The sequence below is a fragment of the Streptomyces sp. SID13666 genome (assembly GCF_010548325.1).
GTDB classification, from domain to species: Bacteria; Actinomycetota; Actinomycetes; order Streptomycetales; family Streptomycetaceae; genus Actinacidiphila; species Actinacidiphila fildesensis.
The window spans coordinates 66,978-84,146 of sequence record NZ_JAAGLX010000012.1 but is presented as its reverse complement, the minus strand read 5'-3'; the positions used below and the strand labels follow the sequence as shown (position 1 = coordinate 84,146).

17 protein-coding genes are annotated in these 17,169 nt (G+C 70.5%); 14 read left to right on the top strand and 3 right to left on the bottom strand.

What is annotated here, in order from left to right:
- Positions 1-30: 30 nt before the first annotated feature.
- The 3 genes from G3I60_RS17985 to G3I60_RS17975 all read left to right on the top strand — a co-directional run bounded on the left by G3I60_RS17985 (position 31) and on the right by G3I60_RS17975 (position 3,655).
- Positions 31-972 (top strand): aspartate/glutamate racemase family protein, encoded by a 942-nt coding sequence (locus G3I60_RS17985; protein ID WP_164607480.1) that lies wholly within the window; start codon positions 31-33, stop codon positions 970-972.
- Between the two features lie 192 nt (positions 973-1,164).
- Positions 1,165-2,475: an acetyl-CoA carboxylase biotin carboxylase subunit family protein gene (locus G3I60_RS17980; RefSeq protein ID WP_164607478.1), complete on the top strand. Its 1,311-nt coding sequence runs from the start codon at positions 1,165-1,167 to the stop codon at positions 2,473-2,475.
- Between the two features lie 202 nt (positions 2,476-2,677).
- On the top strand, positions 2,678-3,655 hold the full coding sequence (locus tag G3I60_RS17975; protein ID WP_164607476.1) for a TauD/TfdA family dioxygenase: 978 nt from the start codon (positions 2,678-2,680) through the stop codon (positions 3,653-3,655).
- A gap of 408 nt (positions 3,656-4,063) precedes the next feature.
- Here G3I60_RS17975 and G3I60_RS17970 read toward each other — a convergent pair whose 3' ends face one another.
- Complete coding sequence (locus tag G3I60_RS17970) at positions 4,064-4,486, bottom strand: secondary thiamine-phosphate synthase enzyme YjbQ (protein WP_164607474.1); 423 nt, start codon at positions 4,484-4,486, stop codon at positions 4,064-4,066.
- A gap of 103 nt (positions 4,487-4,589) precedes the next feature.
- On the opposite strand from G3I60_RS17970, the gene G3I60_RS47070 reads away from it, so the two are divergent.
- The 10 genes from G3I60_RS47070 to G3I60_RS17925 all read left to right on the top strand — a co-directional run bounded on the left by G3I60_RS47070 (position 4,590) and on the right by G3I60_RS17925 (position 14,141).
- Positions 4,590-4,673 (top strand): putative leader peptide, encoded by an 84-nt coding sequence (locus G3I60_RS47070; protein ID WP_361793467.1) that lies wholly within the window; start codon positions 4,590-4,592, stop codon positions 4,671-4,673.
- Between the two features lie 171 nt (positions 4,674-4,844).
- Positions 4,845-5,699 (top strand): ABC transporter permease, encoded by an 855-nt coding sequence (locus G3I60_RS17965; protein WP_343241955.1) that lies wholly within the window; start codon positions 4,845-4,847, stop codon positions 5,697-5,699.
- The gene (locus G3I60_RS17960; protein ID WP_164607472.1) at positions 5,672-6,505 is read left to right on the top strand and encodes an ABC transporter ATP-binding protein; all 834 of its coding nucleotides are present in this window, start codon (positions 5,672-5,674) and stop codon (positions 6,503-6,505) included. Before G3I60_RS17965 ends, G3I60_RS17960 begins: the two co-directional genes overlap by 28 nt.
- Before the next feature lie 64 nt (positions 6,506-6,569).
- Positions 6,570-7,607 carry an ABC transporter substrate-binding protein gene (locus G3I60_RS17955; protein ID WP_164294275.1) on the top strand — a complete coding sequence of 346 codons (1,038 nt, stop codon included), beginning with the start codon at positions 6,570-6,572 and terminating at the stop codon, positions 7,605-7,607.
- The gene (locus G3I60_RS17950; RefSeq protein ID WP_164607470.1) at positions 7,607-8,815 is read left to right on the top strand and encodes an LLM class flavin-dependent oxidoreductase; all 1,209 of its coding nucleotides are present in this window, start codon (positions 7,607-7,609) and stop codon (positions 8,813-8,815) included. Before G3I60_RS17955 ends, G3I60_RS17950 begins: the two co-directional genes overlap by 1 nt.
- Positions 8,816-8,954: 139 nt before the next feature.
- Positions 8,955-9,842: a glycoside hydrolase family 3 N-terminal domain-containing protein gene (locus G3I60_RS17945; RefSeq protein WP_164607468.1), complete on the top strand. Its 888-nt coding sequence runs from the start codon at positions 8,955-8,957 to the stop codon at positions 9,840-9,842.
- A 53-nt stretch (positions 9,843-9,895) separates the two neighbouring features.
- A complete protein-coding gene (locus tag G3I60_RS17940; protein WP_203673254.1) occupies positions 9,896-11,020 on the top strand; it encodes an NAD(P)-binding domain-containing protein in 1,125 nt (374 codons plus the stop codon).
- Between the two features lie 189 nt (positions 11,021-11,209).
- Positions 11,210-11,980 (top strand): (Fe-S)-binding protein, encoded by a 771-nt coding sequence (locus tag G3I60_RS17935; protein ID WP_138353107.1) that lies wholly within the window; start codon positions 11,210-11,212, stop codon positions 11,978-11,980.
- The gene (locus tag G3I60_RS17930; RefSeq protein WP_164607466.1) at positions 11,977-13,452 is read left to right on the top strand and encodes a lactate utilization protein B; all 1,476 of its coding nucleotides are present in this window, start codon (positions 11,977-11,979) and stop codon (positions 13,450-13,452) included. Before G3I60_RS17935 ends, G3I60_RS17930 begins: the two co-directional genes overlap by 4 nt.
- Positions 13,449-14,141, top strand: coding sequence for an LUD domain-containing protein (locus G3I60_RS17925; RefSeq protein WP_164607463.1), 693 nt, complete (start codon positions 13,449-13,451; stop codon positions 14,139-14,141). The genes G3I60_RS17930 and G3I60_RS17925 overlap by 4 nt, the downstream gene beginning before the upstream one ends.
- Before the next feature lie 17 nt (positions 14,142-14,158).
- Here the strand turns inward: G3I60_RS17925 and G3I60_RS17920 are convergent, their stop codons facing one another.
- Entirely contained in the window at positions 14,159-15,976 is a 1,818-nt protein-coding gene (locus G3I60_RS17920) for an ABC transporter ATP-binding protein (protein ID WP_164294280.1), read from the bottom strand.
- Positions 15,977-16,129: 153 nt separating this feature from the next.
- Between G3I60_RS17920 and G3I60_RS17915 the strand changes: the two genes are divergently transcribed.
- A complete protein-coding gene (locus tag G3I60_RS17915; RefSeq protein WP_164294281.1) occupies positions 16,130-16,630 on the top strand; it encodes a MarR family winged helix-turn-helix transcriptional regulator in 501 nt (166 codons plus the stop codon).
- An 82-nt stretch (positions 16,631-16,712) separates the two neighbouring features.
- On the opposite strand, the gene mscL is transcribed toward G3I60_RS17915, so the two are convergent.
- Positions 16,713-17,159 carry a large conductance mechanosensitive channel protein MscL gene (mscL, locus tag G3I60_RS17910; protein WP_164294282.1) on the bottom strand — a complete coding sequence of 149 codons (447 nt, stop codon included), beginning with the start codon at positions 17,157-17,159 and terminating at the stop codon, positions 16,713-16,715.
- Positions 17,160-17,169 lie beyond the last annotated feature (10 nt).

Genomic DNA, 17,169 nt, shown 5'->3' with positions numbered 1-17,169 from the left:
GCAATCGAGAAGGGAGAGCAAGGACCTACGATGACCATCGGGTTGATCGATTCCGGGCTCGGCCTGCTGCCCACCGCGGGTTGGATCAGGCACATGGACCCCGAGCGCGAGGTCATTCTGCTCCTTGACCCCGACGGCGCGCCCTGGGGCCCGCGCTCAGCGGCGTTCATCGCGAACCGGGTCCTCCGGGCTGCCGAGCACGCCGTCAGGTTGGGCGCCCAGGCGCTCGTACTGTCGTGCAACACCGCCAGCGTCACCGCGCTGGAAGTACTGCGCGCCGAATTCGAGCCCGCTGTCCCGGTCATCGGCACTGTTCCTGCGGTGAAGCCGGCGGCGGTCACCGGCGCGCCGTTCGCGGTCTGGGCGACCGAGGCCACCACGGCGAGTCCGTACCAGGAGCGGTTGATCAGTGAGTTCGCTCCCGACCAGACCGTCGCGCGCGTGGCATGCCCAGCTCTGGCCGAGGCCATCGACCGGGGCGGGACGGCTGCGATCGACGCCGCGATCGCCTATGCCGTGGCCCGGACGCCCGGTTACTGCACCTCCGTCGTCCTGGGCTGCACCCACTACCCCCTAGTGGCCGACCGGATTCGCGCGCGTCTGCCCACCCACACGACGCTGTACGACACCGCGGAAGCCGTGGCGAGACAGACGCTGCGACGGCTGGCGGCCCTGAACAGCTCCTCCAACTGCCGTAGTGAGGTGAAGGTGCTGCTCAGTGGCCGCGAGGGAGTTCTGCCGGCCGCCGCCCGGACCTATCCGTTGGGGGCCGCCTTGGCCGATGGGGCGCCAGTCTCCCGCGAGCTCCTGGTGACGTCCGGCGTGGCTACCGCGCGGCCGTTCCTCGACGGCACGGACCAGGCTTCTCGTCACCTCACGCCACCCGGTTCCCGGCTGTCGCCCGTAAGCCCCGGGGTGGAAGGCGGGCGGCCGCCACCGGACCAGCGCGTCATCGCCAGTCATCAGCATTGACTTGCCGACGGAGGGCCGGACAGTCGAAACGGTTCGATTCATTCGCCCTGCACAAAAAGCCTCGATTGGCTGGGCCGGCCCGGCAGCCTTCGACAGTTCATTACACCCCCTCTTATGTCTTCTTCGGACTGGCTCCCGCGAACTCATGCCCATGGGGCTCGCGATGGGGCTCTGACCTACCCGGGAGCGAGTATGGCCATGGCGTCCACATATTCACCACATCCGCGACTGCTTCTCTTCGATGTGACCACGGGGCCTCGACCCAAGTTCTACCTTCCGCGGCTCTGTGAAATCTACGACCTGCACATCATGTGGATCCCCAGCGGAGACGCAGTCAAAGATCAGGCCAGGGCAGCGCAGTTCGAGGAATGGTGCGGCCATACGACCATGCGCGGCCAGGAAACCGCGACCGAGGAACTCACTGCCTTTGCCCGGAACTGGCGCCCCGAGGGCATCCTGGGCTTCGGTGAGATGACCATGATGCCCGTCCACGCGGCGGCCTCCCATCTTGGCCTACCAGCCAACGCTCCGTGGTCCATCGAAGCTCTGCGGAACAAGCACGAACAGCGTCGGCTCCTTGCCAAGGCGAACATCCCGACGCCCCGCTTCGCCTCGGTCCGTAGCCTGGCCGAATTCCGCCACGCCACCGCCCACGTCGGCACCTCGGCCATTCTCAAGCCCGTGGCAGGCGCGGGCAGTATGGCGACGTACCGGCTGGACGAGGCGACCGACCTCGCCGAGTTGTGGGCGGAAGCCTGTGCCAACTACGCCACGGATCCTCGAGGCAGTGCGGCCCAGGATTTCATCCTGGAAGAGTTCATGATCAGTTCCAGCCCCTACCCCGACCCGCGGTACGGTGCCTACGCGAGCGTCGAGTCAGTCGTGCAGAGAGGCGAAATCCAGCACCTCGCGGTCACGGACAAACTGCCACTGTCGCCGAACTTCCGTGAGAACGGCGGAATACTTCCGTCCGTGCTGGCCGAGGAACACATCGCCGCGCTCCTGGACTGCGCGTCCACGGCGATCGAGGCGATAGGAATCGTCAACTCCGGCGTGCACACCGAAATCATGTTCACCGCGGGCGGCCCTCGGGTGATCGAGGTGAACAGCCGAATCGGCGGCGGTGTGACGGAAATGCTGCACTACAGCTGCGGGTACGACTCGGTGCTGGCACGCGCGGCGATCGCCACGGGGCGTCCGCTGCCGGAATTCACGCCCCCCGTGCTCAGTACCGGTTACTACACCATGCAGGCGCCGGCCTTCGACGCGGTGTTGTCCGATGGTCCGACCGTCGACGAACTACTTGCCATCCCCGAGATCGTGGACGCAGAAGTGCCCTATGCGATCGGCGAACGCCCCGCGTGGCACCAGGGAACTCCCGGTGGAACCGTCGCTCGAGTGGTCGCGGCAGCCGACTCGCCGGGTCCGCTGCTCGATCTGTACGACGTACTCAAGCCAGGAGGTCTGTTCCGGTACACCCCTGCCGAGCGCCCAGCACCCTGAAATTCCATGAATCCAGCTGCGCTCCGCGATGTAATCAAAGAACCAGGTGCGGTCCGATTGTTCACCGGAGATTTGATCTCCGTCTGCGCCTTCCCTGCGGTCGAACGAATTTCCCGTTCTCTTTCTGAAATCGGCTGCGTACGCACTTATGTGCCCGCGGCCGGTCATATTGAGCTGAATCGTCTCTGATGAGAGGTATGAAATGGCAACGAGCGTCCTGCGACTTGAGCTGACCGCTGACGAAGCGGTCGAGACACGGAAACTCCTGGACGAGATCTCGGAAGATCCCCGGATGACCGACCAGTACTACTTCCTGGAGCGGTCCCACGTCCTGTCCCATGAACTGCCCCGGCGCGTCCGGGAAACCTTCTACCGCTTCAAGCGTCGCGAGGAGGGAGGCGTGCTTCACGTGGCGGGCAGCCCCGTACTCCGGGACGGGGCTGGAGCCACGCCCACCAGCTATGTGGAAACCGAGCCCGGCTTCGCCATCAACGACGCCCAGGTGCTGCACGGCCTCTACGGCGCGCTGCTGGGCGAGCCGATCGGATTCACCTCCCAGCGGGCCGGGAGCATTTACAACACCATCGCTCCGATGCCGCATCTCGCCGAGATCTCGAACTCCAGCTCAGGCTCGAGGTTCGACTTCGGGTTCCACGTCGAGGATGCCTTCCACCCGGCGCGTCCCGATTTCCTCGGACTTGTCTGCATGCGCAACGACGAGCAGGCCGGGACCACGGTCTCCTGCGTCGACGGGATCGACAACCTGAAGCCCGAGGAGCGGGACGCCCTCTTCGCGCCCCGGTTCAACATTGGGCACAACCCGATCCACGAAACATCGGGCACCGTCGAGGAGAACTGGCAGCCAATCCTCTTCGGCCGCCGCGAACGTCCCTACGTGCGCGTCAACTTCGCCGCCCTCGACCTCGCGGACTACTCCGGTGTCGAACGCGGCGCACTGCAGCGGCTCAAGGAGTACCTCGAAGAGAACAAGGCCACCCTCGTGCTGCAGGCCGGCGAGTTCGTCTACGTCGACAACTTCCGGTGCGTGCACGCACGAGACGCATACGAGCCGCTTCCCGCGGGCAGGTCGCGTTGGCTCTCCCGGGTTGTCTTCACCAGCGACCTGCGGAAATCGGCCGGCCTTCGCAGCGAAACGATGAGTCGCAGCATTTACGCCTGACCACCGGCTCGCCAATGCCCAGTCCGGTCGATCTTGTCCGACGTCGCGCTCCCGGCGAGATCGATAGGACAGGGCCTTGGCGGGCGAACCCGGTGACGAAGCGCGGTGGTGTGCCGGGGGAGATACCGGCCAAGAGTGCCGTGGTGGGCGGCCCTTCGTAGCCAACCACCACGGCAGCCCGAGGCCCGGGACATGGAGGCGCCGGATGGTTCGATCCGCAGGTACGAGACCATCAGCACGCTGATGTATGCGCGAGACCACCCAGCAGTTCACCGAACGGACGGAGGAGCGGCGGCGGTCAACGACCACCGCCGAGGAGCGCGGAGCCGTAGACGACCTGAGTGACTGGCGTGCCCGTGATTCGGGACGACAAGGTCGGAAGCTCAGCTCACCCGACGGATCCTTGTGTCATCCAAGGAACGACAGCCGCACCTGGCGCCGCGGGTTGTCGCGGTTGGTGTCCACCAGGACGACGGACTGCCAGGTTCCCAGTTCCAGGCGGCCGGCGATCACCGGCAGGGTGGCGTGTGGCGGGACCAGGGCCGGGAGGACGTGGTCGCGGCCGTGGCCGGGGCTGCCGTGGCGGTGGCGCCAGCGGTCGTCGGCGGGGAGCAGGTCGTGGAGTGCGGACAGCAGGTCGTCGTCGCTGCCGGCTCCGGTCTCCATGACGGCGATGCCCGCGGTGGCGTGCGGGACGAAGACGTTGAGCAGCCCGTCGCGGCCGTGTGCGGCCTGGTCGAGGAACTCGGTGCAGGCTGCGGTGAGATCGTGGACGGTCTCGGCGGAGCCGGTCGGGATGTCGAGGGTGCGGGTGGTGAACGCGTCGGCCATGTCTCCATGGTCGCCCAAAGCCGCCGGATCCGCGTTTGAGATTCCCGTCCGGGTGGCGAGACGACGTTGACCGGGTACGGGACGGCTCGCTAGGTTCTCCCGCATGTTGCGTCCTGTTCTGCTCACCACGCGCGGTCACATCGACCTGCTGCGGGTGGCCTCCGCCGCGTGTCGTCGCGGCTGCTGACGCCTTCTCACTCGTTCGTCCTTCTTCTCGCCTCGCTCTTTAGCGCGCTCCCGGGCTGATCCCGCACGAATCCGTACGGATTCGTACGGATTCGTACTGATCCGACCCGTCGGGAGCCTGCGCGCCGAGGCGTGTCTCCGTCTGCCGCCCCGCCGTGGAGTCGCCGTGACCATCAGCAAACCACCGCCGGACATATCCGTAATTCCCGACCAGCGCGACGCCCTTGAGCTGGAACCGATCATCTCGGCGGCCTCCCGGCGCCGCCACGTACCCCGCTGGCTGCGCCGCACCGCGGGACCCCTGCTCCTGCTGGCCCTGTGGCAGGTGCTGAGCAGCACCGGGGTCCTGGAGCCCGACATCCTCGCCTCCCCCGGCACCATCGCGCGGGCCGGGAAGGAGCTGATCGCGGACGGGACGCTGCCGTCGGCGATGCTGGTCTCGCTCCAACGCGTCGCCCTCGGCCTCGTGTTCGGCGTTCTGGCGGGCACCGCGCTCGCTCTGGTCTCCGGGCTCTCCCGGCTCGGCGAGGACCTGGTCGACGCGAGCGTGCAGATGCTGCGGACCGTGCCCTGGGTCGGTCTGATCCCGCTGTTCATCATCTGGCTCGGCATCGGCGAGGCGCCCAAGATCGCGCTGATCTCGCTGGGCGTCGCCTTCCACCTCTATCTGAACGTCTACGCGGGCATCCGCGGCGTGGACGAGCAGCTCATCGAGGCCGGCACCTCGCTCGGCCTGTCCCGCTGGGGCCTGGTGCGCCATGTCGTCCTGCCGGGCGCGCTGCCCGGCGCGATGACCGGGCTGCGCTACTCGCTGGCGACCGCGTGGCTGGCGCTGGTGTTCAGCGAGCAGATCAACGCCGACGACGGCATCGGCTTCGTCATGAACCAGGCCCGCGAGTTCTTCAGGACCGACGTGATCGTCGTCTGCCTCGTCGTCTACGCCTTCCTCGGCCTGACCGCCGACATCGTCGTCCGCACTCTCGAAAGGCTGCTGCTGCAATGGCGACCGACCTTCACCGGCAAGTGACCCGGCCCGCAGGCCAGAAGACCGACCGGAAGCCGGACCGTCCGGGAACGGGAACGGGGACAGGAACAGGAACAGGAACAGGAACGGGGGCCGGAACGGCGGTCCGGGTCGAGGGGCTGACCCGCGCCTTCGACGGGCGCGCCGTGATCGACCGGCTCGATCTCGACATCCGGCCGGGCGAGTTCACCGCCCTGCTCGGGCGCAGCGGCTGCGGCAAGAGCACGCTGCTGCGGGTGCTGGCCGGTCTTGACCGCGAGGTCGAGGGTTCGGTGCTGGTGCCGCGCCGGCGTGCGGTCGCCTTCCAGTCGCCGCGCCTGATGCCGTGGAAGCGGGTGTGGCGCAACGTGCTGCTCGGGCTGCCCGGCCACCCCGACCGCGCGGTCGCGGAGCAGGCGCTGGAGGAGGTCGGGCTCGGCCACCGGTCCGGCGCCTGGCCCAAGACGCTCTCGGGCGGCGAGGCCCAGCGCGCCTCGCTGGCCCGCGCCCTGGTGCGGGAGCCGGATCTGCTGCTGCTCGACGAGCCGTTCGGCGCTTTGGACGCGCTGACCCGGATCACCGCCCAGCGGCTGGTCGCCGAACTGTGGCAACGGCGCGGGTGCGCGGTGCTGCTCGTCACCCATGACGTGGACGAGGCCCTGCTGCTCGCCGACCGCGCCCTGGTGATGGAGAACGGCGTGATCGCCCACGACAACCCCGTCGCACTGCCGCGCCCCCGCGATCCGGGTGACCCCCGGTTCGCCGAACTGCGGTCCCGTCTGCTCGATCAGCTCGGCGTGGACAACCACCCGGCCGCGCAAGCGGCCTGACGACCTCTCGAACTTCCATCTCTCGACCTCTCGCTCTCGTTCCGAACGGAAGAAACGACCTCCCATGAAACGCTTCGCCCCCGCCCTTCTGCTCCCGCTCGCCCTTCTGCTGACCGCCTGCGGCGGGTCGTCCGCGGCCGACGACTCCTCGGGCTCGTCGAACACCTCGGGTGGCCTGGGAAGCGTCACGCTCAACGTCGGTGACCAGAAAGGCGGTTCCGAGACGATCCTGCGGGCCGCCGGGGAACTGGAGAAGGTCCCGTACAAGATCAAATGGTCGACCTTCACCTCCGGGCCACCCCTGCTCGAAGCGGTCAACGCGCGGGCCGTGGACATCGGCGGGGTCGGCAACACCCCGCCGGTCTTCGCGGCGGGCGCCCACTCGAAGGTCACGGTGGTCGGCGCCTCGCACGGCTCGTCCGCCGGTGAGGTCATCGCGGTGCCCAAGGACTCGGATCTGACGTCGGTGGCCGACCTCAAGGGCAAGTCGGTGGCGGTCGCGCAGGGCAGTTCCGCCCACTTCCAGCTGGTGGCCTCACTCGCGAAGGCGGGCCTGAAGCTCACCGACGTCAAGGTCAGCTATCTGCAGCCGGCCGACGCCCTGGCGGCGTTCAGCCGGGGCCGGGTGGACGCCTGGGCCATCTGGGACCCCTACACCTCGCAGATCCTGCGCAACACCGGCGCCCGGGTGCTGACCACCGGGGACGGCGTCGTCAACGGGCTGTCCTTCCAGGTCGCCGCGCCCGCGGCACTGGCGGACAAGAACAAGTCCCAGGCGATCGGTGACTACCTCGGCCGGCTGCGCCGGGCCCAGGACTGGGCGTTCAAGCACCCCGAGGAGTGGGCGAAGGTCTGGTCGAAGGAGACCGGGCTGCCCTACGCCGTCGCGCTGGACGCGGTGAAGCGCAGCAGTGGAACCCGGGTGGCGGTCGCCGTGGACGACGCCGCGATCGCCTCCGAGCAGAAGATCGCCGACACCTTCGCCGATCTCCGGCTGATCCCGAACCACTTCACGTTCAAGGACTTCGTCGACCAGCGCTTCAACACCGGTCTGCCGGCGTCGAACACACCGGCTCGCACCTTTGGAAAGGCCTCCTCCTGATGTCCGTGCACCTGCACTGGTTCCTTCCCACGGGCGGCGACGGCCGGACTCTGGTCGACCGCCACGCCTACACCGACGGCGGCATCAAGCGCTCGCGGATCACTCCGATCAGCGGGGTCCGCGCGCCCGACATCGACTACCTGGCGCAGATCGCCCGCGCCGCCGACCAGTTGGGCTTCGAGGCCGTCCTGACGCCGACCGGCACCTGGTGCGAGGACGCCTGGCTGACGACGGTGGCGCTCTCGCAGCACACCGACCGGCTGAAGTTCCTGGTGGCGTTCCGGCCCGGCGTCATCTCGCCGGTGCTGGCGGCGCAGATGGCCGCCACGTACCAGCGGATCACCCGCGGCCGGCTGATGCTGAACGTCGTGACCGGCGGTGACTCCACCGAGCAGAAGCGCTTCGGCGACCATCTGGACCACGACAACCGCTACGCCAGGACCGACGAGTTCCTGACGGTGGTGCGCGGCGCCTGGGAGGGCAAGCCGTTCGACTTCCACGGCGCGCACTACCAGGTGGAGGGCGGCCTGGTGGCGCTGCCGCCCGAGCCGCGCCCGCCGGTCTTCTTCGGCGGCTCGTCGCCGGCCGCGGGGCCGGTCGCGGCCCGGAACGCGGATGCCTATCTGACCTGGGGGGAGCCGCCCGAGCAGGTCAAGCAGAAGATCGACTGGATCCGCGGGCTCGCGGAGGCGGAGGGCCGCACGGTCAGGTTCGGCATCCGGCTGCACGTCATCTCGCGCGACTCGTCGAAGGACGCCTGGGCGACCGCGAACCGGCTGCTGGACGACCTCGACGACGACACCGTCGCCGCCGCCCAGCAGGCCCTCGGCAAGAGCGAGTCGGTCGGCCAGCAGCGGATGCTGGCCCTGCACGGCGGCTCCCGCGACAAGCTGGAGATCTCCCCCAACCTGTGGGCCGGGGTGGGGCTGGTGCGCGGCGGCGCGGGAACGGCGCTGGTGGGCAACCACGCCGAGGTCGCGGACCGGATCGAGGAGTACCACGCCCTGGGCGTCGACCACTTCGTGCTCTCCGGCTACCCGCACCTGGAGGAGGCGTACTGGTTCGGCGAGGGCGTGACGCCCGAGCTGGCGGCACGCGGACTGCTCGACACCGTCCCCGGCTCCCCGCTGGCCGGGGTCCCGGCCACGAACGGCCGTCCGGCGTCCGCGCCGGGCGGTGCGCCGCTGCTGCTCGCCGGGGGGCGTTGAGCGGCGGAGTTCACGGCTGCCCGTCCGCCGGGAGATCGTTCCCGGCGGACGGGCAGCCGCTTCCCGATTGGTCTGGACCATTTGCCCGCTGTCGGGATACCCTCCCACTGCCGCCGCGCGCCAAAGGGGGACAGCCGACGTGAACACCTTGCACCGTATCGCCGCGCTGGTCGACGCCTGCCTGCTCCCCGCCTGCCGCAGCGAACGGCTGCCGGACTGGATACGGCTCGGGCTCGACCGGGGGATGCCGGGAGTGGTCGCCTACGCGAGCTCTCCCGACGCCTCCCGCCGGATCACCGACGCGCTGCACGAGCGGCTCCCGGACGGCCTCACCGGCCGCCCGGGCGGAGCACCGAGCCCTCGCGCCAACGATTCCGGAACCGGCGGCAGCGGCAGTTCCGCGGCCGCCGAACTGGTGGGCCTGGGAGCCAACTTCCATCTCGGCGTCCGGCCGGCGCTGCGCGCCGACGAGACCCGCGTCTTCGTGACCGATCTGCAGGCGCACGGGGTCGCCGCGGCCCTCGGCCCCTTCACCGGCGAGGGCCCGCTGCGACCGTTCGCCGAAGGCGCCGCCGCCGGGGTGCGGGCGATCACCGCCGGACGGACACCCGTTCCGGGCGGCGACGGCCTCCCGGCGACCCTCAGCGGCCAGGCCGTGACGGGCGTGCTGCGCGGCGACCTCGGGTACGGCGGGGTGGTGGTCAGCGACACCCTCGACGCCCCGTCGATCGTCAACGGCTGGGGCGTGCCGGGCGCGGCCGTGCTGGCCTGGATCGCCGGCGTCGACCTCGTACAGCTCGGCCCGGCGTGCGGTGCGGGGGTGCGCGAGGCGATCCACACCGCCGCCGCCCGCGCGGTGGCCGACGGGGACCTCGCACCCGCCCGGCTGGAGGAGGCCGCCGAGCGGGTGGCCAGGCTGCGGCGCTGGGCGTCGGAGCCGCGGATGCCGGCACCGACGGCCGCGGAACAGGCCGCGGCCTCCTCCTCGACCTCTGTTTCGGCGCACGCTTCGGCCACTCGCCACTGACCCTTCGCGGGAAGCTTTCCGCGCCGCCCACGGTTGGTAGAACCGTGAACGACTTGAGCGGAGTGCACGAGGTCGACGTCGCCGTCATCGGAGCAGGACAGGCGGGCCTGTCGAGCGCGTACTTCCTCAGCCGCGCCGGATTCCGTCCCGACGAGGGCTTCGCCGTCCTGGACCACTCCCCCGGCCCCGGCGGCGCGTGGCAGTTCCGCTGGCCCTCGCTCACCTACGCCAAGGCCCACGGCGTCCACGACCTGCCGGGCCTTCCGCTGGAGGGCGCCGACCCGGCCCGGCCCTCCGCCGAGGTGGTCTCCGAGTACTTCGACCGTTACGAGCACACCTTCGACCTGCGCGTCCACCGCCCGGTGAACGTATCGGCGGTCCGCGAGGCGGGCGGCGGGCGGCTGCTCGTCGAGACGGACGCCGGAGCGTGGTCCGCCCACGCGCTGATCAACGCCTCCGGCACCTGGGACCGCCCCTTCATCCCGCACTACCCCGGCCAGGAGACCTTCCTCGGCCGCCAGCTGCACACCGCCGGCTACCGGGGCGCGGCGGAGTTCGCCGGCCGCCGGGTGATCGTCGTCGGCGGCGGGACCTCCGCCGTGCAGCTGCTGATGGAACTCGCCGAGGTCGCCGACACGACCTGGGTCACCCGGCGTCCGCCGCTCTTCCGCGAGCAGCCGTTCGACGAGGACTGGGGCCGCGCCGCGATCGCCCTCGTCGAGGAGCGGGTCAGGGCCGGGCTGCCGCCGCAGAGCGTGGTCAGCGTCACCGGCCTGGCGGCCACCGAGGCGGTTCGCGCCGCGCAGGCGCGCGGGATCCTCGACCCGCTGCCGGCCTTCGACCGGGTCACCGAACACGGCGTCGCCTGGAACGACGGCCGCGAGCTGACGGCCGACGTCATCCTCTGGGCCACCGGCTTCCGCGCGGCCCTCGACCACCTCTCCCCGCTGCGGCTGCGTGAGCCCGGCGGCGGCATCCGGCTGGACGGCACCACCCGGGTCGCGAAGGACCCCCGCATCCACCTCATCGGCTACGGGCCCTCCGCCAGCACCATCGGCGCCAACCGGGCCGGGCGCACCGCGGTCCGCGAGATCCGCGAACTCCTCGCCGGCGGAGCCCGCGGAGCCCGTGAACCGGAGGAGCCCACCCCCGTACGGTCCCCCGCCCTCGCGCACTGACCGCCCGGCCGCGGGGAGCGCTAACCTTCCGCCCATGGTCAACTCGCGCTCGCGGCGGGAGCTCCCCGCCTTCCCCGGCGCCCTCGATACGGCTGCCCCCTGGGCGCTACGAGGCCACTGGAGCACGGCACGCCAGAAAACATCCGATGTCTGCTTCCCACTGCTCCCGCGCTACGGCAGTATGAGCCCATGCGCGTAGCCCTCTTCGTGACCTGTGTGAACGACATGCTCTACCCGGACACCGGGCGGGCCACCGTGGCGCTGCTCGAACGGCTGGGCGTGGACGTCGACTTTCCCCCGGCGCAGACCTGCTGCGGGCAGCCCCAGTTCAACACCGGCTACCGGCACGAGACCGAGCCGCTGGTGCACCGGTACGCGGCCGCCTTCGAGGGCTACGACTACATCGTGACCCCGTCGGGTTCCTGTGTGGCCATGGTGCGCGAGAACTATCCGCGGATCGGGGCGAAGGCCGCCGCCGAGGGGCGCGGCGACAGCCTCGCGGAAGCGGCGGCGTCCGTGGTGCCCAGGACGTACGAACTCACGGAGTTCCTGGTGGACGTGTTGAAGGTGACCGACGTCGGGGCGTACTTCCCGCACGCGGTCACCTACCACCCCACCTGCCACGGGCTGCGGGTCCTGGGGCTCGGGCGGCGCCCGCTCGCCTTGCTGGAGAAGGTCGGAGGTCTGCAGCTGCGGGAGCTGGAGGGCGCCGAGGAGTGCTGCGGCTTCGGCGGCACCTTCGCCGTCAAGAACGCGGCGGTGTCCGGCGCGATGGGCGCCGACAAGACCCGGCACATCGCCGGCACCGGGGCGGCGGCCGTCTGCACCGTCGACAACTCCTGTCTGATGCACATCGGCGGCACGCTGGCCCGGGAGGGCTCGCCGGTCCGGCCGGTGCACATCGCCGAGATCCTCGCCGCGACGGAGGAGCACCCCTACCCGATGGAAGAGGTCCGATGAGCGGCACGTATCTGGGGATGCCGGCCTTCCCGGAGGCCGCCGCGAAGTCGACCCAGGACACCCAGCTGCGCGGCAATCTGCGGCATGCGACGCACACCATCCGCGCCAAACGCGCCGTGGCGGTGGCCGAGCTGGACGACTGGCCGCAGCTGCGGGCCGCCGGCGCCGCCGTCAAGGACCGCACGCTGCGCCATCTCGACCACTATCTGGAGCAGTTGGAGACGGCGGTCACGGCCGCGGGCGGCGTGGTCCACTGGGCGGCCGACGCCGCGGAGGCCAACCGGATCGTGACCGACCTCGTCCGCGCCACCGGCGAGACCGAGGTCGTCAAGGTCAAGTCGATGGCCACCCAGGAGATCGGGCTCAACGAGGCCCTCGCCGAGGCCGGCATCCACGCCTACGAGACGGACCTCGCCGAACTGATCGTGCAGCTCGGCGACGATCTCCCGTCGCACATCCTGGTCCCCGCGATCCACAAGAACCGGTCCGAGATCCGCGACATCTTCACCGAGCGGATGGGCGACTGGGGCCGGGCGGCGCCCGCCGGGCTGTCGGACGAGCCCGCCGACCTCGCCGACGCGGCCCGGCTGCACCTGCGGGAGAAGTTCCTACGGGCCAAGGTCGCCATCTCCGGCGCGAACTTCATGGTGGCCGAGACCGGCACCCTCGTCGTCCTGGAGTCCGAGGGGAACGGCCGGATGTGCCTGACCCTGCCCGAGACCCTCATCTCGGTCGTCGGCATCGAGAAGACCATCCCCACCTGGCAGGACCTGGAGATCTACCTCCAGACGCTGCCCCGCTCCTCGACCGCCGAGCGGATGAACCCGTACACCTCGACCTGGACCGGCACCACGGAGGGCGACGGACCGCAGACGTTCCACCTGGTGCTGCTCGACAACGGCCGCACCGACACCCTCGCCGACACCGTCGGCCGCCAGGCGCTGCGCTGCATCCGCTGCTCCGCCTGTCTGAACGTCTGCCCGGTCTACGAGCGGGCCGGCGGCCATGCGTACGGCTCCGCCTACCCCGGACCCATCGGCGCCATCCTCACCCCGCAACTGCGCGGTACGGCCTCGGCGCTGGACGCCTCACTGCCGTACGCGTCGACGCTGTGCGGCGCCTGCTACGAGGTCTGCCCGGTCGCGATCGACATCCCCGAAGTCCTGGTCCACCTGCGGGAACGGGTGGTCGAGGGCGGAGCGGTGACGCTGCGCGGCACCCGGGCCGTCATCAAGCCGGCCAAGGGGCACGCCGCCGAGCGGGCCGCGATGCGCGCCGCCCGCTGGACGCTCGACCATCCGGCCGCACTCCGCGCCGGCCAGCGGCTGGCCGCCCGCACCCGGCGGCTGCACCCCGCCCGGCTGCCGGGCCCGGGGCGGGCCTGGTCCGCCACCCGCGAACTGCCGGCCGTACCCGCCGAATCGTTCCGTGACTGGTGGCAGCGCACCCGGGGAGAAGGAAAGAACACATGAGCCACCCCAACCCTGTGAGCCGGCCGGGCGGTGCGAGCAGCCGGGAGCGGGTCCTCGGACGGATCCGCCGCGCGCTGGCCGATGTGCCGCGCGACGAACTCCCCGGCAGCGTCCCGCTGGACCGCGACTATCTGCGGGTGCACGGGACCCGGACCCCGGAGCAGACCGCCGACCTGCTGGCCGTCCATCTCGCGGACTACCGCGCACTGGTCCACCGGTGCCCGGCCGACGGGCTGGCGGAGCTGATCGCCACGCTGCTCGCCGAGCGCGGCGCCCGCTCCGCCGTCGTCCCCGACGGCCTGCCCGACAGCTGGCTCTCCGCCCTCACCGGGGTGGAACTCGTCGCGGACACCCTCGCCCTGACGGCGCGGGAACTCGACGCGGTGGACAGCGTGGTGACCGGTTGCGCCGTGGCCGTCGCGGAGACCGGCACCATCGTGCTGGACGGCTCCGCGGGCCAGGGCAGGCGCCGCATCACGCTCGTGCGCGACCATCACATCTGTGTGGTCCTGGCCCCCGGCCAGATCGTCGACTCGATCCCCGAAGCGATGGAACGCCTCGACCCCGCCCGCCCGCTGACCTGGATCTCCGGCCCCTCGGCCACCAGCGACATCGAGCTCGACCGGGTGGAGGGCGTGCACGGTCCGCGCACGCTGGAAGTGATCCTGGTGGGCGAACCGGCGCGGTGAGCGGCTGATCCGAGGGTCTACGCGGACTTGGCGAACTCGGCGGTGGAGAGCCGCTCGTCACGGCGGACCAGCGCCGCGTAGCGGCCGTCGCGTGCCAGCAGCTCGTCGTGGGTGCCGCGTTCGGCGATCCGGCCCGCGTCGAGGACCACGATCTCGTCGGCGTCGCGGACGGTGGAGAGCCGGTGGGCGATGGTGATGGTGGTGCGGCCGGCCGACAGTGCGTCGATGGCTTCCTGGACGGCCTGTTCCGTGCGGGTGTCGAGCGCGCTGGTGGCTTCGTCGAGGATGAGGACCGGCGGGTCGCGCAGGATGGTGCGCGCGATGGCCAGCCGCTGCTTCTCGCCGCCGGAGAAGCGGTATCCGCGTTCGCCGACGAGGGTGTCGTAGCCGTCGGGGAGACCGGCGATGTGGTCGTGGATCTGGGCGGCCTTCGCGGCGGCGACGATGTCCTCGTCGGTCGCGTCGGGCTTGGCGAAGCGCAGGTTCTCGGCGACCGAGGCGTGGAAGAGGTAGGTCTCCTGGGCGACGACGCCGACCGATTCGGCGAGCGTGTCGAAGGCGAGGTCGCGGACGTCGACGCCGTCGATCGTCACCCGGCCGCCCGTCACGTCGTAGAGCCGGGGCACCAGATAGCTGAGCGTGCTCTTGCCGGAACCCGTGGATCCGACGATGGCCAGGCTGCCGCCGGCCGGTACGGCGAGGTCGATGCCGTGCAGCGTGCGGGGGGCGCCGGAGGGGTCGTACGAGAAGTCGACGTTCTCGAAGCGCACGTCGCCGCGGGCGCGGTCCATGCGGACCGGGTCGGCGCGCTCGGTGATGTCGACGGGCAGGTCGAGGTATTCGAAGATGCGCTGGAAGAGCGCCAGGGAGGTCTGCACCTGGACACCGGTCGACAGCAGGCTCACGGTCGGGCGGAACAGTCCCTGCTGGAGCGAGACGAAGGCGACGAGGGTACCGATGGAGATGGCGGGCCCGCCGTTGCTCATGGTCAGGCCGGCGGCCCAGTACAGCAGCGCGGGCATGGCGGCCATGACGATGCCGATGGTGGACATCCGCCACCGCCCGGCCATGTTGGAGCGCACTTCGAGGTCGACCAGTTGCTCGGACTCGTCGGAGAAGGAGCGGGTCAGCGAGTCGGAGCGGCCCATGGTGCGGCCGAGCAGGATGCCGCTGACGGACAGCGACTCGGTGACGATGGCCGACATCGAGGCCATCTGCTTCTGCCGCTGGGTGGTGATCTTCTTGCGCTCACGGCCGACCCGACGGCTGATCCACACGAAGACCGGGAGCAGCAGCAGCGAGACGATCGTCAGCCGCCAGTCCAGGGCGAGCATCGCGACCACGGAGGCGATGACGGCGGTGAGGTTGGAGACCAGCGAGGTCGCGGTGGACGTCACGGTCGCCTGCATGCCGCCGATGTCGTTGGCGATACGGGACTGCACCTCGCCGGTGCGGGTCCTGGTGAAGAAGGCGAGCGACATGCGCTGCAGCTGCTCGTAGACCGAGGTGCGCAGATCGTGCATGACGCGCTGGCCGACGGTGGTCGAGATCAGGGTCTGCAGCACGCCGAAGACGCTGGTGACGACGGCGGTGGCGATCATGCCGAGGGCGAGCAGGCTGAGCAGCCCGGTGCGGCCCTGCGGGATCGCGGTGTCCAGGATCGCCTTCAGCAGGAAGGGCGAGGCGACCGAGACGAGGGAGGAGAGGGCGACCAGCACGCCCACGAAGGCGAGCTTGCCGCGGTAGGGACGGAAGAGCCGCACGATGCGGCGTACGTCAGTGGGTGTGTCGGGGTCCTTGGGCGGTGGCGTCCACCGTGTTTTGTCGGGGTGCAAAGGGCTCCTCGGGAGGTTGCTGGAGGTCGGTGCCGGTTCGGTCCGGCGGTGTCGGAACAGTGCCCGCACAGACCGCCGGGCCGGGCCGACTTTAGGAGTGTAAGTCATTGTTACCTATGTTCACAATGACTTACATCCTGATATCCTTGGGCCATGGATCCCCGCACCACCACCGCGCCCGAACCCGCCGCTGAGTCCGCGGCGGAGTCCGCCGCCGCCGAGACCACCGGCCGCCTCGCCGACCAGCTGCTCAATCTGACCAAGCGCCTCCACCGGGCCCAGCGCCGGCACCTGGAGCCGCTCGGCATCACCCCGGCCCAGTCCCGGCTGCTGCGGACCGTCGCGCACAGCGAGGCCCCGCCGCGGATGGCGGACCTGGCCCGGCGGCTGGATGTCGTTCCGCGTGCGGTGACCACCCTGGTGGACGCGCTGGAGACGCACGACCTGGTGCGCAGGATCCCCGACCCCGCCAGCCGCCGGGTGATCCGTATCGAGCTGACCGAGGCCGGCGGCGCGACGCTGCACCGGCTGCGGCTGGCCCGCCGGGCCGCCGCCGAGGATCTCCTCGCTCCGCTGGACACCCCCCAGCGCGAGGCGCTGACCGCGCTGCTCGCCACCCTGGACGCGGCGGCGCCCCCTCGGCCGCGCTGCTGAAGCGCGCCCGAGGGGGCGTCGTGGTGGAACTCACCCGGCGGCGTTCCCTCCGCCGGGAGGAACCGCGAACCGCCGGCGACCGCTAGCGCTGGGACGGCATGCGGTGGCCGGCGCCGTTCTCGGAAGGCACCTGCTGGACCACTGCGGTGCAGGCGCTGCACCGGCGGGCGGCCTGGGGTATCGGGGTCAGGCACTCCGGGCACTCACCCATCGGCGCCGCGGCGGCCTTCGGGAAGAACCGCTCCTGCATCCGGTTCATCGGCAGGATGACCAGGAAGTAGATCACCGAGGCGACGATCACGAAGCTGATCGTCGCGTCGATGAAGGCGCCGTACGGGAACGTCACTCCCGAGACGGTGAACGCCTTGCGGGAGTAGTCGCCGGAAGCTCCCGACATGAGCCCGACGATCGGGGTCAGGAACGCCTTGACGAAGCCGCTGACCAGTGCGGTGAAGGCCGCACCCACCACGATGCCGACCGCGAGTTCGACGACGTTGCCGCGCAGCAGGAACGTACGAAAGCCCTTCATAACTCAGGAA

Excerpts from the sequence above, each read along its gene's own strand:
- G3I60_RS17985 (WP_164607480.1), top strand. The coding sequence starts at position 31 with ATGACCATCGGGTTGATCGATTCCGGGCTCGGCCTGCTGCCCACCGCG.
- G3I60_RS17980 (WP_164607478.1), top strand. The coding sequence starts at position 1,165 with ATGGCCATGGCGTCCACATATTCACCACATCCGCGACTGCTTCTCTTC.
- G3I60_RS17975 (WP_164607476.1), top strand. The coding sequence starts at position 2,678 with ATGGCAACGAGCGTCCTGCGACTTGAGCTGACCGCTGACGAAGCGGTC.
- G3I60_RS17970 (WP_164607474.1), bottom strand. The coding sequence starts at position 4,486 with ATGGCCGACGCGTTCACCACCCGCACCCTCGACATCCCGACCGGCTCC.
- G3I60_RS47070 (WP_361793467.1), top strand. The coding sequence starts at position 4,590 with ATGTTGCGTCCTGTTCTGCTCACCACGCGCGGTCACATCGACCTGCTG.
- G3I60_RS17960 (WP_164607472.1), top strand. The coding sequence starts at position 5,672 with ATGGCGACCGACCTTCACCGGCAAGTGACCCGGCCCGCAGGCCAGAAG.
- G3I60_RS17955 (WP_164294275.1), top strand. The coding sequence starts at position 6,570 with ATGAAACGCTTCGCCCCCGCCCTTCTGCTCCCGCTCGCCCTTCTGCTG.
- G3I60_RS17950 (WP_164607470.1), top strand. The coding sequence starts at position 7,607 with ATGTCCGTGCACCTGCACTGGTTCCTTCCCACGGGCGGCGACGGCCGG.
- G3I60_RS17935 (WP_138353107.1), top strand. The coding sequence starts at position 11,210 with ATGCGCGTAGCCCTCTTCGTGACCTGTGTGAACGACATGCTCTACCCG.
- G3I60_RS17930 (WP_164607466.1), top strand. The coding sequence starts at position 11,977 with ATGAGCGGCACGTATCTGGGGATGCCGGCCTTCCCGGAGGCCGCCGCG.
- G3I60_RS17925 (WP_164607463.1), top strand. The coding sequence starts at position 13,449 with ATGAGCCACCCCAACCCTGTGAGCCGGCCGGGCGGTGCGAGCAGCCGG.
- G3I60_RS17915 (WP_164294281.1), top strand. The coding sequence starts at position 16,130 with ATGGATCCCCGCACCACCACCGCGCCCGAACCCGCCGCTGAGTCCGCG.
- mscL (WP_164294282.1), bottom strand. The coding sequence starts at position 17,159 with ATGAAGGGCTTTCGTACGTTCCTGCTGCGCGGCAACGTCGTCGAACTC.